This is a genomic window from Streptomyces sp. A2-16 (genome assembly GCF_018128905.1).
Lineage (GTDB): Bacteria > Actinomycetota > Actinomycetes > Streptomycetales > Streptomycetaceae > Streptomyces.
Genome location: NZ_CP063808.1, coordinates 3783259 through 3801707, shown reverse-complemented (window position 1 = coordinate 3801707; position 18449 = coordinate 3783259). Strand labels below are relative to the sequence as shown.

At 72.1% G+C, this 18449-nt stretch carries 19 protein-coding genes; 12 read left to right on the top strand and 7 right to left on the bottom strand.

The window, feature by feature from the left end:
• Positions 1-25 precede the first annotated feature (25 nt).
• Positions 26-388 (top strand): DUF1304 domain-containing protein, encoded by a 363-nt coding sequence (locus IOD14_RS17095; RefSeq protein WP_123993603.1) that lies wholly within the window; start codon positions 26-28, stop codon positions 386-388.
• Positions 385-948, top strand: coding sequence for a TetR/AcrR family transcriptional regulator (locus IOD14_RS17090; RefSeq protein WP_212670683.1), 564 nt, complete (start codon positions 385-387; stop codon positions 946-948). The genes IOD14_RS17095 and IOD14_RS17090 overlap by 4 nt, the downstream gene beginning before the upstream one ends.
• A 7-nt stretch (positions 949-955) precedes the next feature.
• On the opposite strand, the gene IOD14_RS17085 is transcribed toward IOD14_RS17090, so the two are convergent.
• Positions 956-1801, bottom strand: a complete 846-nt coding sequence (locus tag IOD14_RS17085) for a hypothetical protein (RefSeq protein ID WP_123993605.1) — start codon at positions 1799-1801, stop codon at positions 956-958.
• A gap of 61 nt (positions 1802-1862) precedes the next feature.
• Positions 1863-2822, bottom strand: a complete 960-nt coding sequence (locus tag IOD14_RS17080) for a helix-turn-helix domain-containing protein (protein ID WP_212670682.1) — start codon at positions 2820-2822, stop codon at positions 1863-1865.
• Positions 2823-2893: 71 nt separating this feature from the next.
• Between IOD14_RS17080 and IOD14_RS17075 the strand changes: the two genes are divergently transcribed.
• Positions 2894-3844: an NADP-dependent oxidoreductase gene (locus IOD14_RS17075; RefSeq protein WP_212670681.1), complete on the top strand. Its 951-nt coding sequence runs from the start codon at positions 2894-2896 to the stop codon at positions 3842-3844.
• A gap of 4 nt (positions 3845-3848) precedes the next feature.
• On the opposite strand, the gene IOD14_RS17070 is transcribed toward IOD14_RS17075, so the two are convergent.
• Positions 3849-4955: an NAD(P)-dependent alcohol dehydrogenase gene (locus tag IOD14_RS17070; protein ID WP_123993608.1), complete on the bottom strand. Its 1107-nt coding sequence runs from the start codon at positions 4953-4955 to the stop codon at positions 3849-3851.
• 23 nt (positions 4956-4978) lie between these two features.
• On the bottom strand, positions 4979-6433 hold the full coding sequence (locus IOD14_RS17065; RefSeq protein WP_123993609.1) for an aldehyde dehydrogenase family protein: 1455 nt from the start codon (positions 6431-6433) through the stop codon (positions 4979-4981).
• A 103-nt stretch (positions 6434-6536) separates the two neighbouring features.
• Here IOD14_RS17065 and IOD14_RS17060 point away from each other — a divergent pair, with 103 nt between their 5' ends.
• Both IOD14_RS17060 and IOD14_RS17055 read left to right on the top strand, forming a co-directional pair.
• Positions 6537-6974 carry a MarR family transcriptional regulator gene (locus IOD14_RS17060; RefSeq protein ID WP_123993610.1) on the top strand — a complete coding sequence of 146 codons (438 nt, stop codon included), beginning with the start codon at positions 6537-6539 and terminating at the stop codon, positions 6972-6974.
• A 170-nt stretch (positions 6975-7144) separates the two neighbouring features.
• Entirely contained in the window at positions 7145-7525 is a 381-nt protein-coding gene (locus IOD14_RS17055) for an anti-sigma factor antagonist (protein ID WP_249125934.1), read from the top strand.
• A 24-nt stretch (positions 7526-7549) separates the two neighbouring features.
• On the opposite strand, the gene IOD14_RS17050 is transcribed toward IOD14_RS17055, so the two are convergent.
• The gene (locus IOD14_RS17050) at positions 7550-8503 is read right to left on the bottom strand and encodes a ribose-phosphate diphosphokinase (RefSeq protein WP_123993612.1); all 954 of its coding nucleotides are present in this window, start codon (positions 8501-8503) and stop codon (positions 7550-7552) included.
• Between the two features lie 204 nt (positions 8504-8707).
• Here IOD14_RS17050 and otr(A) point away from each other — a divergent pair, with 204 nt between their 5' ends.
• Entirely contained in the window at positions 8708-10564 is a 1857-nt protein-coding gene (gene otr(A), locus IOD14_RS17045; RefSeq protein WP_212670680.1) for a tetracycline resistance ribosomal protection protein Otr(A), read from the top strand.
• A gap of 175 nt (positions 10565-10739) precedes the next feature.
• On the opposite strand, the gene IOD14_RS17040 is transcribed toward otr(A), so the two are convergent.
• Entirely contained in the window at positions 10740-11933 is a 1194-nt protein-coding gene (locus tag IOD14_RS17040) for a cytochrome P450 (RefSeq protein ID WP_123993614.1), read from the bottom strand.
• A 150-nt stretch (positions 11934-12083) separates the two neighbouring features.
• On the opposite strand from IOD14_RS17040, the gene IOD14_RS17035 reads away from it, so the two are divergent.
• The 3 genes from IOD14_RS17035 to IOD14_RS17025 all read left to right on the top strand — a co-directional run bounded on the left by IOD14_RS17035 (position 12084) and on the right by IOD14_RS17025 (position 14996).
• A complete protein-coding gene (locus IOD14_RS17035) occupies positions 12084-12746 on the top strand; it encodes a DUF4230 domain-containing protein (RefSeq protein ID WP_123993615.1) in 663 nt (220 codons plus the stop codon).
• A 328-nt stretch (positions 12747-13074) separates the two neighbouring features.
• Positions 13075-13653 carry a VanZ family protein gene (locus IOD14_RS17030; RefSeq protein WP_349252427.1) on the top strand — a complete coding sequence of 193 codons (579 nt, stop codon included), beginning with the start codon at positions 13075-13077 and terminating at the stop codon, positions 13651-13653.
• Positions 13654-13766: 113 nt separating this feature from the next.
• On the top strand, positions 13767-14996 hold the full coding sequence (locus IOD14_RS17025; protein ID WP_123993617.1) for a glycoside hydrolase family 16 protein: 1230 nt from the start codon (positions 13767-13769) through the stop codon (positions 14994-14996).
• 9 nt (positions 14997-15005) lie between these two features.
• Here the strand turns inward: IOD14_RS17025 and IOD14_RS17020 are convergent, their stop codons facing one another.
• A complete protein-coding gene (locus IOD14_RS17020) occupies positions 15006-15242 on the bottom strand; it encodes a hypothetical protein (RefSeq protein ID WP_123993618.1) in 237 nt (78 codons plus the stop codon).
• A 199-nt stretch (positions 15243-15441) separates the two neighbouring features.
• Between IOD14_RS17020 and IOD14_RS17015 the strand changes: the two genes are divergently transcribed.
• The 3 genes from IOD14_RS17015 to IOD14_RS17005 are packed head-to-tail and all read left to right on the top strand — an operon-like array spanning position 15442 to position 18361.
• A complete protein-coding gene (locus IOD14_RS17015; RefSeq protein WP_212670679.1) occupies positions 15442-16479 on the top strand; it encodes a PHP domain-containing protein in 1038 nt (345 codons plus the stop codon).
• A 38-nt stretch (positions 16480-16517) separates the two neighbouring features.
• Positions 16518-17174 (top strand): HAD family hydrolase, encoded by a 657-nt coding sequence (locus tag IOD14_RS17010; protein WP_212670678.1) that lies wholly within the window; start codon positions 16518-16520, stop codon positions 17172-17174.
• Positions 17171-18361, top strand: coding sequence for an aromatic acid exporter family protein (locus IOD14_RS17005; RefSeq protein ID WP_123993621.1), 1191 nt, complete (start codon positions 17171-17173; stop codon positions 18359-18361). The genes IOD14_RS17010 and IOD14_RS17005 overlap by 4 nt, the downstream gene beginning before the upstream one ends.
• The last annotated feature ends 88 nt before the right edge of the window (positions 18362-18449 follow it).

The window sequence follows — 18449 nt, the reverse complement described above, 5'->3', positions numbered from 1 at the left end:
ACACGTCCAAGAAGTGGGGAAGCTGATGGAGATCGTGGCGAACGTGCTGGTCGGCCTGGTGGCGGCGCTGCATGTGTACATCCTGGTGATGGAGATGTTCCTGTGGCAGAAGAAGCCGGGGATGTCCTTTCACGGGTTCGACCCGGAGATGGCCCGGGCCACTGCCGCGATGGCCGCCAACCAGGGGCTGTACAACGGCTTCCTCGCCGCGGGCCTGGTGTGGGGGCTCGTGGCCGGGGATCCGACCGGGTTCCGGGCGCAGGTGTTCTTCCTGGTGTGCGTGATCGTCGCCGGGGTCTACGGCGCCGTCACCGCCAACGTCCGGATCCTCGCCGCGCAGGCGTTGCCCGGCGCCCTCGCCCTGGCCGCCGTCCTCGTGGCGCAGTGACGCGCCCCGCACCCGAGGATCCGCGGGCGGCCCGCACCCGGGCGCGACTGCGGGAGGCACTGCTCGCGGAGTGCGCCGAGCGGCCGCTGGAGGGGGTCGGCGTGGCCGCGCTGGTGCGGCGCGCCGGGGTCGGCCGGGCCACCTTCTACGTGCACTACGACGGCTTGGAGGCGCTCGCGGTCGACGCCTGCGCGGACGTCGTACGGGACGGCGTGGAGGCGCTGCACGCCTGGCGCGGGCGGCCCGACCCGGTGCACGCGCCGCCCGCGCTCGTGGAGTTCTTCGCCTCGCTCACCCCGCACGCCGCCCTGTACCGGTCGCTGCTCGCGCCGGGCGGCGGCGGCCCCCTCGGCAGGGTCCTGCACCGGGACCTGAGGGCCTACAGCCTGCGGGAGCGCGAGCTGGCGGGTGCCGCCGACGCCCCCCTGGTCGCCTCCGCGGTCGCCGCCACCTTCGCCGGCGTCCTCGCCGACTGGCTGCACGGTCTGCTCGACGCGACCGCCGCCGACATCGCCGACCAGGTCTGGCAGTTGCTGGTCGCCCTGCACGCCAGCCGGTGAATTCGCCTCACATGCAGGCCACCTGCTCCGTGAGCCGGGGCCAGGCCTCGACGCCGTCGGGGGTGCGGAGGTACGCCGTCCCGCGGTCGCCGGTCAGCCACAACTCCTGGTCCTGGTAGCGGTATCCGGTGTCCCGGGCGTTCGCCGGCAGGGTGACCGAGCCGTCGTAGGCCGCGCCGAGCATGCCGGGTGCGAGCAGGCCCTCCGGGTCACGGGCGTACCGGCGGCCGCCGAAGTCGAGGAAGTGCACGTTCTGCCAGCCGCAGTGGTCGTCCCCGGCCCTGCTGCTCACCTCGGTGGTCGGCACCCGCCCACCCGTGCGGCCGGTCCAGATCTCGTAGCCGTGGGAGTCGGTCCAGTCGGCCGGGAGCTCCGACGGGTCGCAGGAGGCGCTGGTCTCCGGGCCCCAACCGGGCCTGCCCTTCTGGTCCTTGGCGACCACGACCGCCACCTTGGTCCGGCCGTCGACGTCGTAGGAGTACAGCACGCGGTCCGCCTCCCGGCGCTCCACGCGGTAGCCGGAGCGGGGGTCCCCCGGGTCGAACAGGTCGAAGTACAGCTCCAGTCCCTCCTCGGGGCTGTTCCCGCCGTCGTCCCTGCTCCACCCGTCGGGGCCGTTGCCGTTGTACATCTCCCCCGCGCACTCCAGGGCCCGGCCGGCCGCCCCCGAGGCCAGCCGCAGCGCCTGCGGTGTGCGCTCTTCCAGTTCCTTCGTCGGGACGTGCATCGGTCCGTCGTAGACGGTGGCCGGCGCGTCGCCCTCGATCACCAGTCCCTCCCCCGACTCGCACCCCACGACCGTCATGGCCACCGCCGTCAGTACCACCCACACCATCCACGGCCCTCTGCGCATTCCCGCCCCCTGTACACCGTCCGACTTCACGATCCTGCGACGCCCGAGCGGCCGGGAACGTTCAGCGCGCCGCCGTCTGGAACGTGCGCCGGTACACCTGCGGTGACACCCCGATCGCCGCGTGCAGGTGCTGGCGCAGGGACGCGCCCGTGGCGAAGCCGACGCGGCCGGCGATCTGGTCGACCGACAGGTCACTGGACTCCAGGAGGTGCCGGGCCCGGGCCACGCGCTGCTGGATCAGCCAGCGGCCGGGACTGAGGCCGACCTCGTCGTTGAAGCGGCGGGCGAAGGTGCGCAGGCTCATCCGGGCGTGGGCGGCGAGATCGCCGAGGGTCAGGGGCTCGTCGAGGCGCTCCAGTGCCCAGGCGCGGGTCCCGGCCGTGCTCGCGGCGCCCTGCTCGGGGACCGGCTGCTCGATGTACTGAGCCTGGCCGCCGTCCCGGAACGGCGGGACCACACAGCGGCGGGCGACGGTGTTGGCGAGTTCGCTGCCGTGGTCCTTGCGGACCATGTGCAGGCAGACGTCCACGCCGGAGGCGGCTCCGGCCGAGGTGAGGATGCGGTCGTCGTCGACGAAGAGCACATCGGGGTCGAGGTCGATGTGCGGGAACAGGCGCCGGAAGTGGCCGGCGAGCTGCCAGTGGGTGGTGGCCCGGCGGCCGTCCAGGAGACCGGCCATGGCGAGGACGAAGGCGCCGGTGCAGATCGAGACGATGCGGGCGTCGGGGCGGATGTGTCCGAGGGCCCGGCGCACCTCCTCGGGGAGCTCGGCGGGCAGGCGCTCCGGCGAGACGGGGGTGATCACCACGGTGTCGGCGGTTTCGAGGATCTCCGGTCCGTGCTCGACGCCGATGGTGAAGTCGGCGTTGCTGCGCACCGGTCGGCCGTCGGCCGAACAGGTCAGCACCTCGTACCGGCCGTCGGCGGCGCCGAGGATCCGGCTGGGGATGCCCAGCTCGAAGGGGTACACGCCGTCCAGGGCCAGCACCACGACCCGTTCGGTCCGCTTCGTATCACGCATGGCACGATCCTATCGAAGCTTGGCAATCGTGCCATTTCCCGGACGGGCGGGGCCGGGCAGGCTGGACGACCATGAGCACTGTGAACACCATGCGAGTCGTCAGCCAGGACACCCTCGGCGGTCCCGAGGTCCTCAAGGAGATCGAGGTCGAACGCCCCGCGCCGCGACCGAACCAGGTGCTGGTCCGGGTGCGGGCGGCCGGCTTGAACCCGACCGACTGGAAGCACCGTGCCACCGGGGGCTTCCTCGGCGAGCCGCCCTTCGTCCTCGGCTGGGACGTCTCCGGCGTGGTCGAGGCCGTCGGCATCGGTGTCGCCACCTTCAAGCCCGGCGACGAGGTGTTCGGCATGCTGCCGTACCCGTGGGGCCACGGTTCGCACGCCGAGTACGTGATCGCGCCGGTGCGGGCCCTCACGCACAAGCCGGCGTCGATCGACCACACACAGGCCGGTGCGCTGCCCCTGGTCTCGCTGACCGCGTGGCAGGCGCTGGTCGAGAACGCCGAACTGCGGCCGGGGCAGCGGGTGTTGATCCACGCGGCGGCCGGCGGGGTGGGTCATGTGGCCGTGCAGATCGCCAAGGCGCGGGGTGCGTACGTGATCGGCACCGCGAGCGCGGGCAAGCACGACTTCCTGCGCGAGCTGGGCGCGGACGAGGTGATCGACTACCGGGAGACCGACTTCACGGAGGCGGTGAAGGACGTCGACGTGGTGCTGGACACGCTGGGCGGCGAGACGTCCGTGCGTTCGCTGCGGGTGCTGCGGCCGGGCGGGATCGTGGTGTCGATCCTGCCGGTCGGCTCGGACGAGTTCGGCAAGGAGGCCGAGCGGCTGGGCGTCAGGGCCGTGCGGATGCTCGTGGACGCCGACCGTGCCGGGATGAACGCGATCGTGGACCTGGTGGAGAAGGGCGAGCTGCGGGCCACGATCGCGGGGACGTTCCCGCTGGCCGGTGCCGCCGAGGCGCATGCGCTGGGTGACACCGGCCGTACGACCGGGAAGCTGGTCCTGGTGGTCGACTGACCCGTCAGAACGTCAGCACGGGCTTGATCGCCTTGCCCGCGCCCATGTCCCGTACCGCCTGGTCGATGTCCGCGAACGGATAGGTGCTGATCAGGCGGTGCAGCGGGAGCCGCCCCTCCTTCACCAGCCGGACCAGGGCGGGGATGAAGCTCTGCGTCTCGGCGTCGCCGAGGGTGAGGCCGACGACCCGCTTGCCGCCGAGCAGTCCGTTGACGTCGAGGGAGACCTCGGTGCCGAACGGCGGGGCGCCGACGACGACCAGCGTGCCGCGTGCGCCGAGCGCGTCGACGCCCTGGCGCAGGACGGCCACGTTGCCCGTGGTCTCCACGATGCCGTCCGCGCCCTGGCCGCCGGTGATCGCCGCAAGGGCCTCGCCGAGGTCCTCCGCGGCTGCGTCGACGGTGTGGGTGGCGCCCAACTCCTTCGCCAGGGCGAGGCGTTCGCCGACCCGGTCGACGGCGACGATCGTCGTGGCGGGGGTGAGGGCGGCGGCCATGACCGCGGAGAGGCCGACCGCACCGGCGCCGAGCACGACGATCGTGGAACCGGTGACCGGCTTCAGCACGTTCCACACGGCGCCGACGCCGGTCTGCACTCCGCAGCCGAGCGGGGCGATGGACTCCAGCGGCACGTCCGGGTCGACCTTGACGAGGCTGCGCTCGTCGACCAGGGCGCGCTCGGCGAAGGAGGACTGGCCGAAGAAGTGACCGCCGAGGGGCTCGCCGTCCCGGCTGATGGTGCTGGTGCCGTCGGCCCGGCGGCCGCCGAGGAGGTTGAGCGGCAACCAGCCGGCGCAGTAGGCGGGGTGGCCGCCGTCGCAGTTGCGGCAGTCGCCGCAGGAGGTGAAGGACAGCACGACATGGTCGCCGGGGGCCACGCCGGTGACGGCCGAACCGACGGCCTCGACGACTCCAGCGCCCTCGTGTCCGAGGACTCCGGGCAGCGGGAAGGGCAGTCCGCCGCTCGCCACGCCCAGGTCGGTGTGGCACAGACCGGTGGCGACCATGCGGACCAGGGCCTCACGGGGGCCGGGTTCGTCGAGGGTGACGTCGGAGAGGGTGAAGGGCGCGCCACCGGACTCGACGACGGCGGCACGGGTGGTGAGGGACATCGCGGGAACTCCTTGGCAGGTGCTCAGTCGAGCGAGACGACGACGGACTTGACCTTGGTGTAGGCGTCGAGCGCCTCGGGGCCGTACTCGCGGCCGTAGCCGGAGTCCTTGACCCCGCCGAAGGGCACCGCGGGGTCGAGCATGGCCCAGTCGTTGACCCAGACGATCCCCGCCTGGAGGCGGTCGGCGATCCGGTGCGCGCGGGCGAGGTTGGTCGTCTGGACGCCCGAAGCCAGGCCGTAGGGGGTGGAGTTGGCGAGGGCGACGGCCTCGTCCTCGGTGTCGAAGGGCTGCACGGTCAGGACCGGGCCGAAGATCTCCTCCTGCACGACCCGGGAGTCGTTGGAGAGGTCGGCGATCACCGTGGGCTTGTAGTAGAAGCCGCCGTCGAGGTCGAGGCGCTCACCGCCGCAGACGATCCGGCCGCCCTCCTTGCGGGCCAGGTCGACGTACTCCTCGACCTTCTTCAGGTGCTTGTCCCCGGCCATCGGACCGACGACGGTCCCGGGGTCGCGCGGGTCGCCGACCGGTACGCCGGGCACGGCGTCGGCGAGGATGCCGAGCAGGGTGTTGTGGACCGGGCGGGCCACGAGCAGGCGCGGGCCGCCCATGCAGAACTGGCCGGTGTTGAAGACGAACGCCTTGATGATCGCGCCGACCGCCTTCTCCAGGTCGGCGTCCTCGAAGACGATGTTGGCCGCGTTGCCGCCGAGTTCCATGGTGACGGGCTTGAGGGCCTCGCCCGCGGTGGCCGCCACATGCCGGCCGATCGCGGTGGAGCCGGTGAAGGCGACCTTGTCGACCCCGCGGTGGCGCAGCAGGGCCTCGCCGGCCACCGGCCCGGCACCGGTGACGACATTGACGACGCCGTCCGGGACGCCCGCCTTCTGGAGCAGTCCGGCCATGTAGAGGGCGCTGAGCGGGGTCTCGTCGGCCGGCTTGTGCACGACCGTGTTGCCGGCGGCGAGCGCGGGGCCGATCTTGGAACCGGCGAGGATCAGCGGAAAGTTGAAGGGGGTGATCGCGGCGACCACGCCGAGCGGCTCGCGCTTGGTGTAGGCGAGGGCGTTCATGGGCGTGTTGCGGACGGCGCCGTCCAGGGAGTGGGCGAGGGCCGCGAAGTGCTCGTAGTCGTTGGCCGCGTTGGTGATGTCGACGGCGTGGCACAGCGAGATCGGCTTGCCGACGTCCAGGCTCTCCAGCTGGGCCAGCTCGTCGGCGTTCTCGCGGATCAGCTCGGCGACCCGGTGCAGGATCCGGCCCCGCTCGCGTCCGCTGAGACCGGACCAGGTCCCGCTGTCGAAGGCCTCCCGGGCGGCGCGCACGGCCGCGTCCACGTCGGCGGCGCCGGCCTCCGCGACGGTGGTGAGGACCGTGCCCCGGGACGGGTCGAGGACCTCGGTGCGCGCACCGTCGGCGGCCTCACGCCACTGGCCTTGCACGAACAGCCGTCCGGGTTCGATCTCGATGGGGGACATCGCCGCTCCTCAGCATCGTCGCCAAGATTTCAACAAACAGGATTCCTGTTGGTTCGCAGTCTCTTTACAGACAGGTTTCCTGTCAATGCTCTAGCCTGAACCCATGCTCGACACACAGGTGACCAAGGCGCCCCCGTCGCTCCTCTACATGGTGAAACAGGTGGAGCTCGTCGTCCGTTCCCATCTGGACGAGCTGGTCCGGCCCTCCGGGATCACCGCGCTGCAGTACACGGCCCTGACCGTGCTGGAGCGGCACGACGGGCTGTCCGCGGCGCAACTGGCCCGGGACTCGTTCGTCACCGCCCAGTCGATCGCCGATCTCGTGCGCTCCCTGGAGACCCGCGGACTGGTGCGCCGGGAGCGCAACCCGAAGAACCGCCGCGAGCTGTCGATCCTGCTGACCGAGGAGGGCCGCGCGCTGCTCGCCCGGCACGAGGGGCCCGTGCGGGAGCTGGAGGAGCGGATGGTCAGGGACCTCACCGGGCACCAGACCGAGCAGTTCCGTGAAGCGCTCACCAGGGCCTGGCACGCCCTGTCGTGAGCCGGGCGCGAGCCCCGCGTGAACCCGGCGCGAACCGCCGGTCGCAATTCGAAGACATATGTCAATCGAACATGCTCAAATTCACTCCATCGAGGGTAACTTGCAGGACGGGGAAAGCATGTGCGCGCACCCCCGTCCCGCCTGTGGAACCGGTTGGAGGCGATGTCGTCGTGCAGCAGGAGCCCGCACCGCTGTCCCGGCATCTGCGCGTCCACGAGGACCGCGGTCACACGGTGCTGGAGTTCCGCGGCGAGATCGACATCGCCGCGGCCATGGAGGTCCTCCCCTGGCTGGACCGGGTCACGGCGCAACCCGGAGCGCGGCTGGTCATCGACCTCAGCGGCGTGGAGTTCTTCGACTGTTCCGGGCTGCGACTGCTGTACCGGGCCCGCGCGCGCGTCCTCGACCACCACGGCAGCCTGCTCCTGGTCTGCACGCATCCGCTCACCCTGCGGATCATCCGGGCGACCGGCCTGTCCCGGCTGCTGCCCCCGCTGCCGTCGCTGGAGGCGGCCCTGGGCCGGCCCGAGGCCACGTCCGAGACGTTATGACGGTGCGCCGCCCGGCCCGTTCGCCTATTCGCTCCGCGGGGCGTCGAACAGGGCGCTGACGGACTCCCCGTTGTGAATGCGCCGTACGGCCTCGGCGAGCGCGGGAGCGATGGACAGGATCCGCAGCTTGTCGGTGCGCTCCTCGTCGGGGACCGGCACGGTGTTGGTGCACACGATCTCCAGGACGTCCGGCTGCTCGCCGATCCTCTTGAGAGCGCCGTCGGCGAACAGCCCGTGCGTGCACGCGACCCGGATCGAGCGCGGCCCCGACTCCCGCAGCCTGTCGAGGAGTTCCAGGACCGTGCTGCCCTTGGCGATCTCGTCGTCCAGCACGATCACGTCCCGGTCGGCGACCTCCCCGATGACGTCGCTGATACTGACCCGGTCGTCGGCGAACCGCTGCTTGGCGCCCGCGGCCACCTGGGCGCCGATCAGACGGGCGAAGGCGGCGGCCTCCTTGGCGTTGCCGAGGTCCGGGGAGACGACGGTGGTACGGGTCAGGTCGTACTGCTGGAAGTGCGCGGCCAGTTCACGCAGCGCGTGCAGATGGTCGACGGGCACCGAGAAGAAGCCGTGGACCTGCGGCGAGTGCAGGGTCATGGCCAGGACGCGGCTCGCTCCGGCCGACACCATCAGATCGGCGACGAGGCGGCCACCGAGGGAGATCCGGGGCGCGTCCTTCTTGTCGGAACGCGCGTAGGAGTAGTGCGGCATGACGACCGTGATCCGGCGCGCCGAGGCACCACGGGCCGCGTCGCACATCAGCAGCAGCTCCACCAGGTGCTCCTGGACCGGCCTGACCAGCGGCTGGATGAGGAAGACGTCCCGCTCCCGGCAGTTGGCCTGGAGCTGGACCTCGAGACAGTCGTTGGCGAACCGGCTGACCCGGGTGGGACTGAGCGGCACACCGAGATGCGCGCAGACCTCCGCCGCCAGCTCGGGGTGGGCACTACCGCTGAACACGGCGATGTCTCGCACGGACCTGCTCCTAGGATGATCATCTCGGGCTGCCGGCCTCATGCTACTGGCCGCCCGGCCCCGTAAATCGGTTGCGGTGCCCCGGTGGACGGGCGCCATCATGGCCGCGTCCGATTTCCTCACGTCAGGATCCCCGCATGCGCCGTCTCCTCGACCCGACCCAGCGCCCCCTTCGGCCCACGGTTCTCGAGGACTCGACCCCGTATGCACATCCTGAACATCGGAATTCTGGCCCACGTCGACGCCGGTAAGACCAGCCTCACCGAGCGACTGCTCTTCGACCACGGCGCGATCGACCGGCTCGGCAGCGTCGACTCGGGCGACACCCGAACGGACGACGGCACGATCGAGCGGCAGCGCGGCATCACGGTCCGCTCCGCGGTCGCCTCCTTCACCGTCGGCGACACCCGGATCAACCTCATCGACACCCCCGGGCACTCGGACTTCATCGCCGAGGTCGAGCGCGCCCTGGAGGTCCTCGACGGCGCGGTCCTGCTGCTGTCCGCCGTGGAGGGCGTCCAGGCGCAGACCCGTGTGCTGATGCGGACCCTGCGCCGACTGCGGCTGCCCACCCTGATCTTCGTCAACAAGGTCGACCGGGCGGGCGCCCGCGACGAGGCGCTGCTCGCCGACATCCGGCGCAGGCTCACTCCGTACGTGGCGCCGCTCACGCGGGTGACGGGCATCGGCACGTCCGACGCGCGTGTGACGGTCCGCGCGCGGGACGACCGGCGACTGGCGGAGACCCTCGCCGAGGTGGACCCGGACGTCCTCACGGCGGTCGTCGACGGCCCCGAGCCCACCCCGGACGACCTTCGCAGGGCCCTTGCCGCCCGGACCGCGGACGGCTCCTTCCACCCGCTGTTCTTCGGCTCCGCGCTCGGCGGCCAGGGTGTCCCCGACCTGGTGGAGGGCATGGTCCGGCTGCTCCCCCGCCCCGCGGCGACACCCACGGGTGATCCGCGCGGGACGGTGTTCGCGGTACGGCCCGGACCCGGCGGCGAGCGCACCGCGTTCGTGCGGCTGTACGCCGGTGAGGTGCGGGAGCGCGGGCGGCTCACGTTCCTCAGGCGCGAGGCCGACGGCGCGACCAGTCGGGTGTCCGGGCGGGTCACCCACCTCGCCGGTCCTCTGACGGCGGGGAACATCGCCGCGCTGACGTTCTCCTCCGGCCTGCGCGTCGGCGACCGGCTCGGCGAGCTCACCGCCGGCGCACCGCAGTTCGCTCCGCCGACCCTGGAGACCCTGGTCACCGCCCGGCACCCCGGCCAGGCTGCCCTGCTGCGCTCGGCGCTGCTGACCCTGACCGACCAGGACCCGTTGCTGCACGCCCGCCCCACCACCGGGGGCGCCACCGCGCTGCTCCTCTACGGCGAGGTCCAGATGGAGGTGCTCGCCGCGACCCTCGCCCAGGACTTCGGTGTCGAGGCGGACTTCGAGCCGGCCCGCGTCCGGTATCTGGAGCGTCCGCGCGGTGCGGGGGAGGCGGACGAGGAGAACCCCTGGCACCTCGGGACCCGCTACTGGGCGACGATCGGGCTGCGGGTCGAGCCGGGCGAGCGCGGCTCGGGCGGGGTGTTCGCGTACGAGACGGAACTCGGCGCGCTCCCCCGGGCCTTCCACCAGGCGATCGAGGAGACGGTCCGTGCGGGCATGGGGTCCGGACTGACCGGCGCGGCCGTGACGGACTACCGGGTCACCCTCGTCCGCTCCGGTTTCGTCGGGCCACTCAGTACCGCCGCCGACTTCCGCGGCCTCACGCCGATCGTGCTGCGCCGGGCGCTGGAGCGGGCCGGGACCCGGCTGTTCGAGCCCTGCCACGCCTTCGAGGCGGAGGTGCCGCTGGACACGCTGGCTCCGGTGACGGCGCGACTCGCCTCGCTGGGGGCCGAGTTCACGGGCACGTCGGGCGGGGACACGGCGTGGGTGATCACCGGGGAGCTCGCGGCCCGGCGGGTGCGGGAGATCGAACTGCGACTGCCCGGGCTCACGCACGGGGAAGGAGTGTGGTGGTCCAGGCCATCGGGCGACCGGGAACTCGCCCAGGGCCGGTCCTCCTGATCAGACCGGCTGCGAGCCATGGCACCTCATCGGTGCGGGTGAACGAGGGCCGACGCGTCCGGCTGCGCGGCGGCGGAGGGCGGCGAACCGGAGCGTCGGCGCCCGACGACAACGCCGCCGACGGACGTGCCGGACCCCGCGAGGCCGGCACGAGCCGCCGGACGGGCCCCGGCGCTCACCACGACACCGGCAGCCGTCGCGGGCCCCGGGTCATCTGCCCCTCGCGCCACTCGATCGTCTCGGTGGTGAACTCCGCCCGCAGCCGGGGGAACCGGACCGCAAGGCGGTGCAGGGCGAGCCCCAGCTCCAGGCGGGCCAGCCAGGCGCCGAGGCAGTGGTGGGGACCGGCGCCGAAGACGACACTCGGTGTGGTGAGCGGGGCGAACAGGTCGGTCTCGGCGGGCTGCGGAAAGACCCCGGGATCCCGGTTCGCCGCGTTGGTCTGCACCGCGACCACCGCCCCCGCCGGGATCGTCACCCCGCCGACCTCGACCTCCTCGACGGCCCGGCGGATCAGACCGGGCAGCACCCTGCCCTCGCTCAGCGGGATCGTCCGCAGGAGCTGTTCGACGGCAGTCTCGGCCGCCTCCTGGCTCTCGGCGAGGCGCGGCCAGGCCTGCCGCCCGTCGGTGAGGAGGTGGACCACGATGTTGCCGAGGGCGGTCATCGTGGTCTCGTGTCCGGCGACGACCAGACCCAGGACCAGGACGACCAGGCGCGGCTCCTCGATCCCGAGACCGTCGCCAGCGACGACGAGGGCGCTGACCAGGTCGTCTCCCGGCTCCTTGCGCCGCTCGGCGATCAGTCCCGCGCAGAACAGGCCGAACTCCCGCATGGCCGCGCCGACCTCCTCGGCGGTGTGCGCTCCGCCGGACAGAGCGTGGTCGGCCCAGTCGCGGATGCGCTCCCAGTCGGCGTGCTCCAGGCCCATCAGCCGGGAGATCACCGACACCGGCAGCCGCCGGGTGAACCCCTCGACGATGTCGGCGGGCTGCGGCTGCCGGGCCAGGTCGTCGAGGAGGGACTCCACCACGGAGGCGGTCCAGGGCCGCCAGCGGGCGATCGCGCGCGGGGTGAAGGCCCGCTGGACCGTGCCCCGCAGCAGCTGGTGGGGCGGCCCGTCCTGATTGACGAGGCCGTCCGGGGAGTCCAGCAGATTCGGTACGAGGAGCAGCGGCGGGGCGCCCTCGTCCCTGAGCGACTTCCTGTTGAAGCGGGGATCCATGAGCACCTGGCGCACATCGGCGTAGCGGGTGACGAGCCACACCGGGGTGCCGGTGGCCAGGGCGGTGAGCCGGGGCGGGCCGGACTCGGGCAGGGGGATGCGGTGCATGGGGCGAAGGGGCCGGGACGTACTCTCTGTGCTCATCCGGGTCTCCAGACAGGCCGGTACGCGAGTTCTCCACGCTAGTGCGCCCCCTTGTGTCCCGGCAGTGTCCCAATCAGCCAACAAGACGGTGCGGCAGGGCTTTTGGGAGTCATCCCTGGGCATCCGTGCAGTAGGAAGGAGGGCCGTCGCATGACGACTCCCATCAGGCGCGTGTCCAGGCGCATGCCCGGCTGGGCGAAGATACTGACCGCCGTCGTGGTGGTGCTCGTGGTGTTCTTCGCCGGGATCCGGCTCAGTGTGCTCCCTGGCCTCAAGGACCTGTTCGGCACCGAGACCCACGACCGTTCGGGTCCCGCACTTCTGGAGTCCATCCAGGACATCAGCCGTTACGACGCCGCCTCCGGCAATTTCCAGGTCGTCGTGGACCTGGAGAAGGACACCAAGTTCCTGCCCGACGCGATCCGCGGCTCGCGCACCCTGTACGTCGGGGCGGGCGCGGTGGACGCCTATGTCGACCTCGGCAAGGTCGCCAAGAACGACGTGACGGTCAACGAGGACCGCACGGCAGCCACGCTCCACCTCCCGCACGCCCGGCTCGGCAAGGCCACACTGGACGCCGACCGCTCCTACGCGGTCTCCAAGCAGCGCGGTCTGCTCGACCGGCTCGGCGACTTCTTCTCCGACAACCCCAACAGCGAACAGGCCGTGCAGAAGCTCGCGGTGAAGCACATCACCGAGGCGGCGAAGGAGAGCGAGCTGACCAAGCGGGCCGAGACCAACACCACCACCATGCTCAAGGGTCTGCTGGGCTCGCTCGGCTTCAAGAAGGTCGAGGTCACCTACGGCAGTTGATCAGCCTCCGAGCACGGTGGTGCCCACCAGGATCCACGCCGAGGAGGGCGAGGACCAGGGCGATATCGACGCAGGAGCAACGGTCGTAGCCCTGGGAGAGCTTGCGCCACCGCCTCAGGTCTCGGCCGGGTGAGCTGTGCGTCGCGCGCCGTCCAAGCGCTGCCCCCGGGGGCGTGCGGTGGCGACGCGCGCGGTTTTTCAGCCCGGAGTGCCCCGACCGTACGAGGGGAAACCGAGCCGGTCGGGGCGGGACCGCATTCTCGGATGGTTCAGGGGTAATCGGCCTACGACACAGGGAAGTTGCAGAGTGGAGGAAACAATGGCCTGGGTGCTCTCACGTTCGCGAGCGGCCTCGGACGCCGGCACCACCAAGCCCGAGCCCGCGGCGAAACCCGCCCGCCCCCGGCGCAATCCGCTCTCTCTCGTCGTCCGCTTCGTGGCGATGGTGTTCGCGTTCGTGTTCATGGTGGCGTTCGCCGTCGTCCTGGCGCGGCTGACCCTGGAGCCCTCGCCCGCCTCGGTGGACCTGACCCACACCAACCTGCATCCCGGCGCCTCCCTCAAGGCCTATCTGGACCAGCCGGAGATGCGGGACGCGGTCAAGCAGATCGGCGGGAACATCCTGCTGGGCGTGCCGTTCGGCATCCTGGTCCCGATCATCGCCCCGAAGACCCGGGGACTGCTGCGGATCCTGCTGCTGACGGCCATCGTGATGCTGCTGGTCGAGTTCGCGCAGGGGGCGCTGGTGGAGGGGCGGGCCTTCGACATCGACGACGTCATCCTGAACACGTCCGGCGCCCTGATCGGCTATCTGCTGCTCGGGCGGCGGCTGAGCCGGGCGGTGCACAAGAAGCCGGCGGCCAAGCCGGCGGTGAAGCCTGCGAAGAAGCCGGCGAAGAAGGCGTAGGGAGTCGGGGGGTCGCTCAACTTCTGGTCCGTACCAAAGTATTGACGACCCCTTAACTCACTCCTTAAATCAAGAGGCGACACCTTCACCCCCCCCACCTCGGAGGAAGAGCCGTGGCCGCCTCACGCCTGCTGCGCAGATGTCTCCTCGCCGCACTGTCCGCCGTCCTGATCTCATCCGGTGCCGCCCAGGCGGACCCGCCCACCGCCTCCCCCGCTGCCGCCGCCGCGGTGACGTTCTCCGACACCTTCGACGGGCCCGCCGGAGCCGCCGTCGACTCCTCGAAGTGGCAGATCGAGACCGGGGACAACGTCAACAACCACGAGCGGCAGTACTACACGTCGGGCAACAGGAACGCGGCCCTCGACGGCCAGGGCCACCTCGTGATCACGGCCCGGCGCGAGAACCCCGCGAACTACCAGTGCTGGTACGGCACCTGCCAGTACACCTCCGCCCGGCTGAACACCTCCGGGAAGTTCACCGCGCAGTACGGGCACGTCGAGGCGCGGATGAAGATCCCGCGCGGGCAGGGCATGTGGCCCGCGTTCTGGATGCTGGGGACCCCGGTCAACTGGCCGGACTCGGGCGAGATCGACATCATGGAGAACGTCGGCTTCGAACCCTCGACCGTGCACGGCACGATCCACGGCCCCGGCTACTCCGGCTCGGGCGGCATCGGCGCCGGCTACTCCCTGCCGAACGGGCAGGCCTTCGCCGACGCCTTCCACACCTTCGCCGTCGACTGGGCGCCCGACTCGATCACCTGGTCCGTGGACGGGAACGTCTACCAGCGGCGCACCCCCGCCGACCTGGGCGGCCGCACCTGGGTGTTCAACAAGCCGTACTTCCTGATCCTGAACCTCGCGGTCGGCGGCTACTGGCCCGGCGACCCCGACGGCTCGACGTCCTTCCCGCAGCAGCTCGTGGTGGACCACGTGTCGGTGACCACCGGCGACACGGCCACCGGGACGGCGATCCGGGGCCTGGCGGGCAAGTGCGTGGACGTGGCCGGGGCGAACCCCGCGAACGGGACGGCCGTACAGCTCTACGACTGCAACGGCACCGCCGCCCAGCAGTGGACCGTGGGCGCTGACGGCACCATTCGCGCGCTCGGCAAGTGCCTCGACGTGACGGGTGGCGCCACCGCGGACGGCACGCCGGTGCAGCTCTACGACTGCAACGGCTCCGGGGCCCAGCGGTGGACCGTCACGGGTGCGCGGGACATCGTCAACCCGCAGGCGAACAAGTGCCTGGACGTGACGGGCAACAACTCGGCCAACGGCACCCGGCTCCAGCTGTGGACCTGCACAGGCGCCGCCAACCAGAAATGGACGGTCGGCTGAGCCGACGGCTCAGTGCCGGTGCCAGGTGAACTTGTCGCCGCCCACCCAGCGGACCACGTCGGGGTCGTCCAGGTCGTGGATCGTGATGCCGAAGGCGGCGGCCGCCTCCAGCACGTCGGTGATGGTCCTCGCCTCGCCGACCACCTCCCCGTCGATCTCCACGATCCGGAAGGGCGGTGTGGTCGGCTGCACCCCGAGCACGATGATCCGCGGGGTGGCGATGTGCGGGCTCGCGATTTCGGTCATGGAAAGAGCGTAGAACGCATCCCGCGGAAGCGAGAGGCGTGAGTCATCGGCCGAGCAGGGCCCGGCAGCGCGGCAGCCCCGCCGATGCCGGAGTCGGTGATCACGGCCGCCTCGGTGCGGGGCGCGGTACGGCCCACACCGCGCGGGCCCGTCGTGCGGCCTCGGTGCGCCTGGGGAACTCTGGGTGGAGGAGGTGGCGATGGATCCCGTGGAGGCCCTGGAACGGATCGCCTTCCTGCTGGAGCGGTCCCTGGCACCGACGTACCGCGTCCGTGCCTTCCGTACGGCGGCCCGGGTGCTGACCGGGCTGCCCGCGGAAGAGGTGCGCGAGCGCGCGGAGGCCGGGTCGCTCGAGTCGCTCAAGGGCATCGGCCCGAAGACGGCCCAGGTGGTGCGCGAGGCGCTGGCCGGGGGCGTGCCCGGCTATCTGGAGAAGCTGGAGGCGGAGTCCGCCGCGCCCGGGCCCGGGGGCGGCGAGAAGCTGCGGGCGCTGTTGCGGGGCGACTGCCATCTGCACTCCGACTGGTCGGACGGCGGCAGCCCGATCGAGGAGATGGGCCGGACCGCGGCGGAACTCGGCCACGAGTGGGCGGTGCTCACCGACCACTCGCCGCGGCTGACCGTGGCCCGGGGACTGTCCCCGGAGCGGCTGCGGGAGCAGCTGGACGTGGTGGCCGCGCTGAACGAGACCTGGGCGCCGTTCCGGCTGCTGACCGGCATCGAGTGCGACATCCTCGACGACGGCTCCCTGGACCAGGAACCCGAGCTCCTGGAGCGCCTGGACGTCGTGGTCGTGTCCGTGCACTCCAAGCTGCGCATGGACGCCCGCGCGATGACCCGGCGCATGGTGGCCGCCGTACGCGATCCGCACGCGAATGTCCTCGGGCACTGCACGGGACGGCTGCTGACCGGGCGGGGGCGGCCCGAGTCGGAGTTCGACGCGGACGAGGTGTTCGCCGCGTGCGCCGAGTCGGGCACGGCGGTGGAGATCAACAGCCGCCCCGAGCGCCTCGACCCACCGCGCCGGCTGCTGCGCGCGGCGGTCGGAGCGGGCGTGCTGTTCTCGGTCGACACCGACGCGCACGCGCCCGGGCAGCTCGACTGGCAGGTCCTCGGGTGCGCGCGGGCCGAGGAGTGCGGGGTGCCGGCCGAACGGATCGTGACCACCTGGACCCTCGGGGAACTCCTGGCCTGGTCCCGGGAAGGGCGGGTACCGGCCCGAGTGGCGGGCGCCTGAGGTGGTACCCGTGCGGCACGACAGGAGAGGAGCGGTTCATGGAACGGGCGGCAGTGTTCGACGTCGACGGGACCCTGGTCGACACCAACCACCTGCATGTGACGACCTGGTGGGAGGCGCTGCGGCAGGCGGGCCACCGGGTGCCCATGCACGCCGTCCACCGGGCCATCGGGCTCGGCTCCGACGATCTCGTCGCGCATCTGCTCGGCGACGACCGCGACAAGGACCGCGACGCCGAGCTGAGCGCCGCCCACAAGGCCCTGTACGGGCAGTACTTCGACCGGCTGCCCGCCCTCCAGGACGCGGGCCGGCTGCTGCGGCGCCTGGACCACGAGGGCTGGCGGGTGGTGCTGGCCACCTCGGCGGGCGGAGCGGAGCTGTCCGCGCTGCGCCGGGCGATCTCCGCGGACGACGCGATCCTGGCCACCGCGAGCGCCGACGACGTCGAGGAGGGCAAGCCCGCCCCCGAGCCCGTCGAGCACGCGCTGGAGCTGGCCGGGGTGCCGGCCGAACGCGCGGTCTTCGTCGGCGACACGGTGTGGGACATGCTCGCCGGCAGCCGGGCCGGGGTCCGCTGTGTGGGCGTGCTGTGCGGCGGCATCCCCCGTGCCGATCTCGTCGAGGCGGGCGCGCAGGCGATCTACGACGATCCGGCCCATCTGCTCGCGTCCCTGGCGGACAGCCCCCTGGCATGACGTACCGCACCACCCCGACGACTCGTATGACACAAGCGGTACGGCGACCGTCCCGTCCCGCGCTCGCGCTGGTGGAGGAGGTGCGTGCCGTAGGCCGGGCCGCCCGTGCCGCCTTCCGCGGGCCGGGGCGGGAGCGCGATCTGCTCGTGCAGTCGCTCAAGGCCTCGGCCGCCGCGATCCTCGCCTGGCTCGTGGCGGGCGTGTGGATGGGCGATCCGATGGCCCTGATGGCGCCCTGGGTGGCGGTGGTCCTGGTGCAGGCCACCGTGTACAGCTCGCTGATGCAGGCCGCCCGGCAGCTGGGGGCGATCTGCTGCGGGACCGTGCTCGCGTCGGTGGCGCTGGCCGTCACCGGGAGCACACTGGGCGCCGTGGCACTGTCCGTGCCGCCGCTGGTGCTCCTCGCGAACTGGCCGCGCTTCGGCGACCAGGGGATCTACGGCGCCACCACCGCGCTGTTCACCCTCGCCACCGGGGCCGCCGGGGCGTCCTCCGTCGGCCATCGGGTGGGGCAGGCCGCGCTCGGTGCGGTCATCGGCCTCGCCGTGAACGCGTTCGTGCTGCCGCCGGTCCATCTGCGGGACGTGCGGGAGAACCTCGCGGCGCTCGCCCGGGAGGCGGGTGACGTGCTGCACACCGTGGCCGGTGACCTGCAAGACGGCGAGTGGGACGCGCACGGCTGGTCGCACGCCTCCGCCCGGCTGGAGCGCCGGCTCGAGGCGCTGCGGTCCGCCCGCGGCTGGAGCCGGGAGAGCCTGCGTCTGACCGCCGCCCCGCTGCGTGCCGTACGGCGCCCTCCCGCGCCCCTCCCGTCGGAACAGGACGACGAGCGCTGGAGCCGCGTCACCGGGCACATCCGCGCCCTCACCCGGACCCTGGCGGTGGCGGCCGACGACGACCGCGCCCCGGCCCCGCCCACCGGACCGGTGCTGGATGCCTACGCCGACCTCCTCCGGCTGATCGGCGACTCCTGCCACGCGGAGAGCGACCGGCTGCCGGCGGCGGGCGGCGAGGCCCGTCCGGACGACCACGCCGAGTCGGCGATGCGGGAGCTGCGCGGCCGGCTCCAGGAGGGGCTGCGGGAGCACGCCGGGCAGGGCGCCGAGGGCACCACCGTGCTGGGGACGCTGCTGCTGCAGGCCGAGAACCTGTGGAGCGAGACCGTTCCGACCGGTCGGCACGGGTGATGCAGCTCACCCGGAAACGCTCCGGCCGGCGGAACACCACAGGGTCGTTGCCCGTTGAACAGACCGTGGGTATGGATGGGACAGTGTC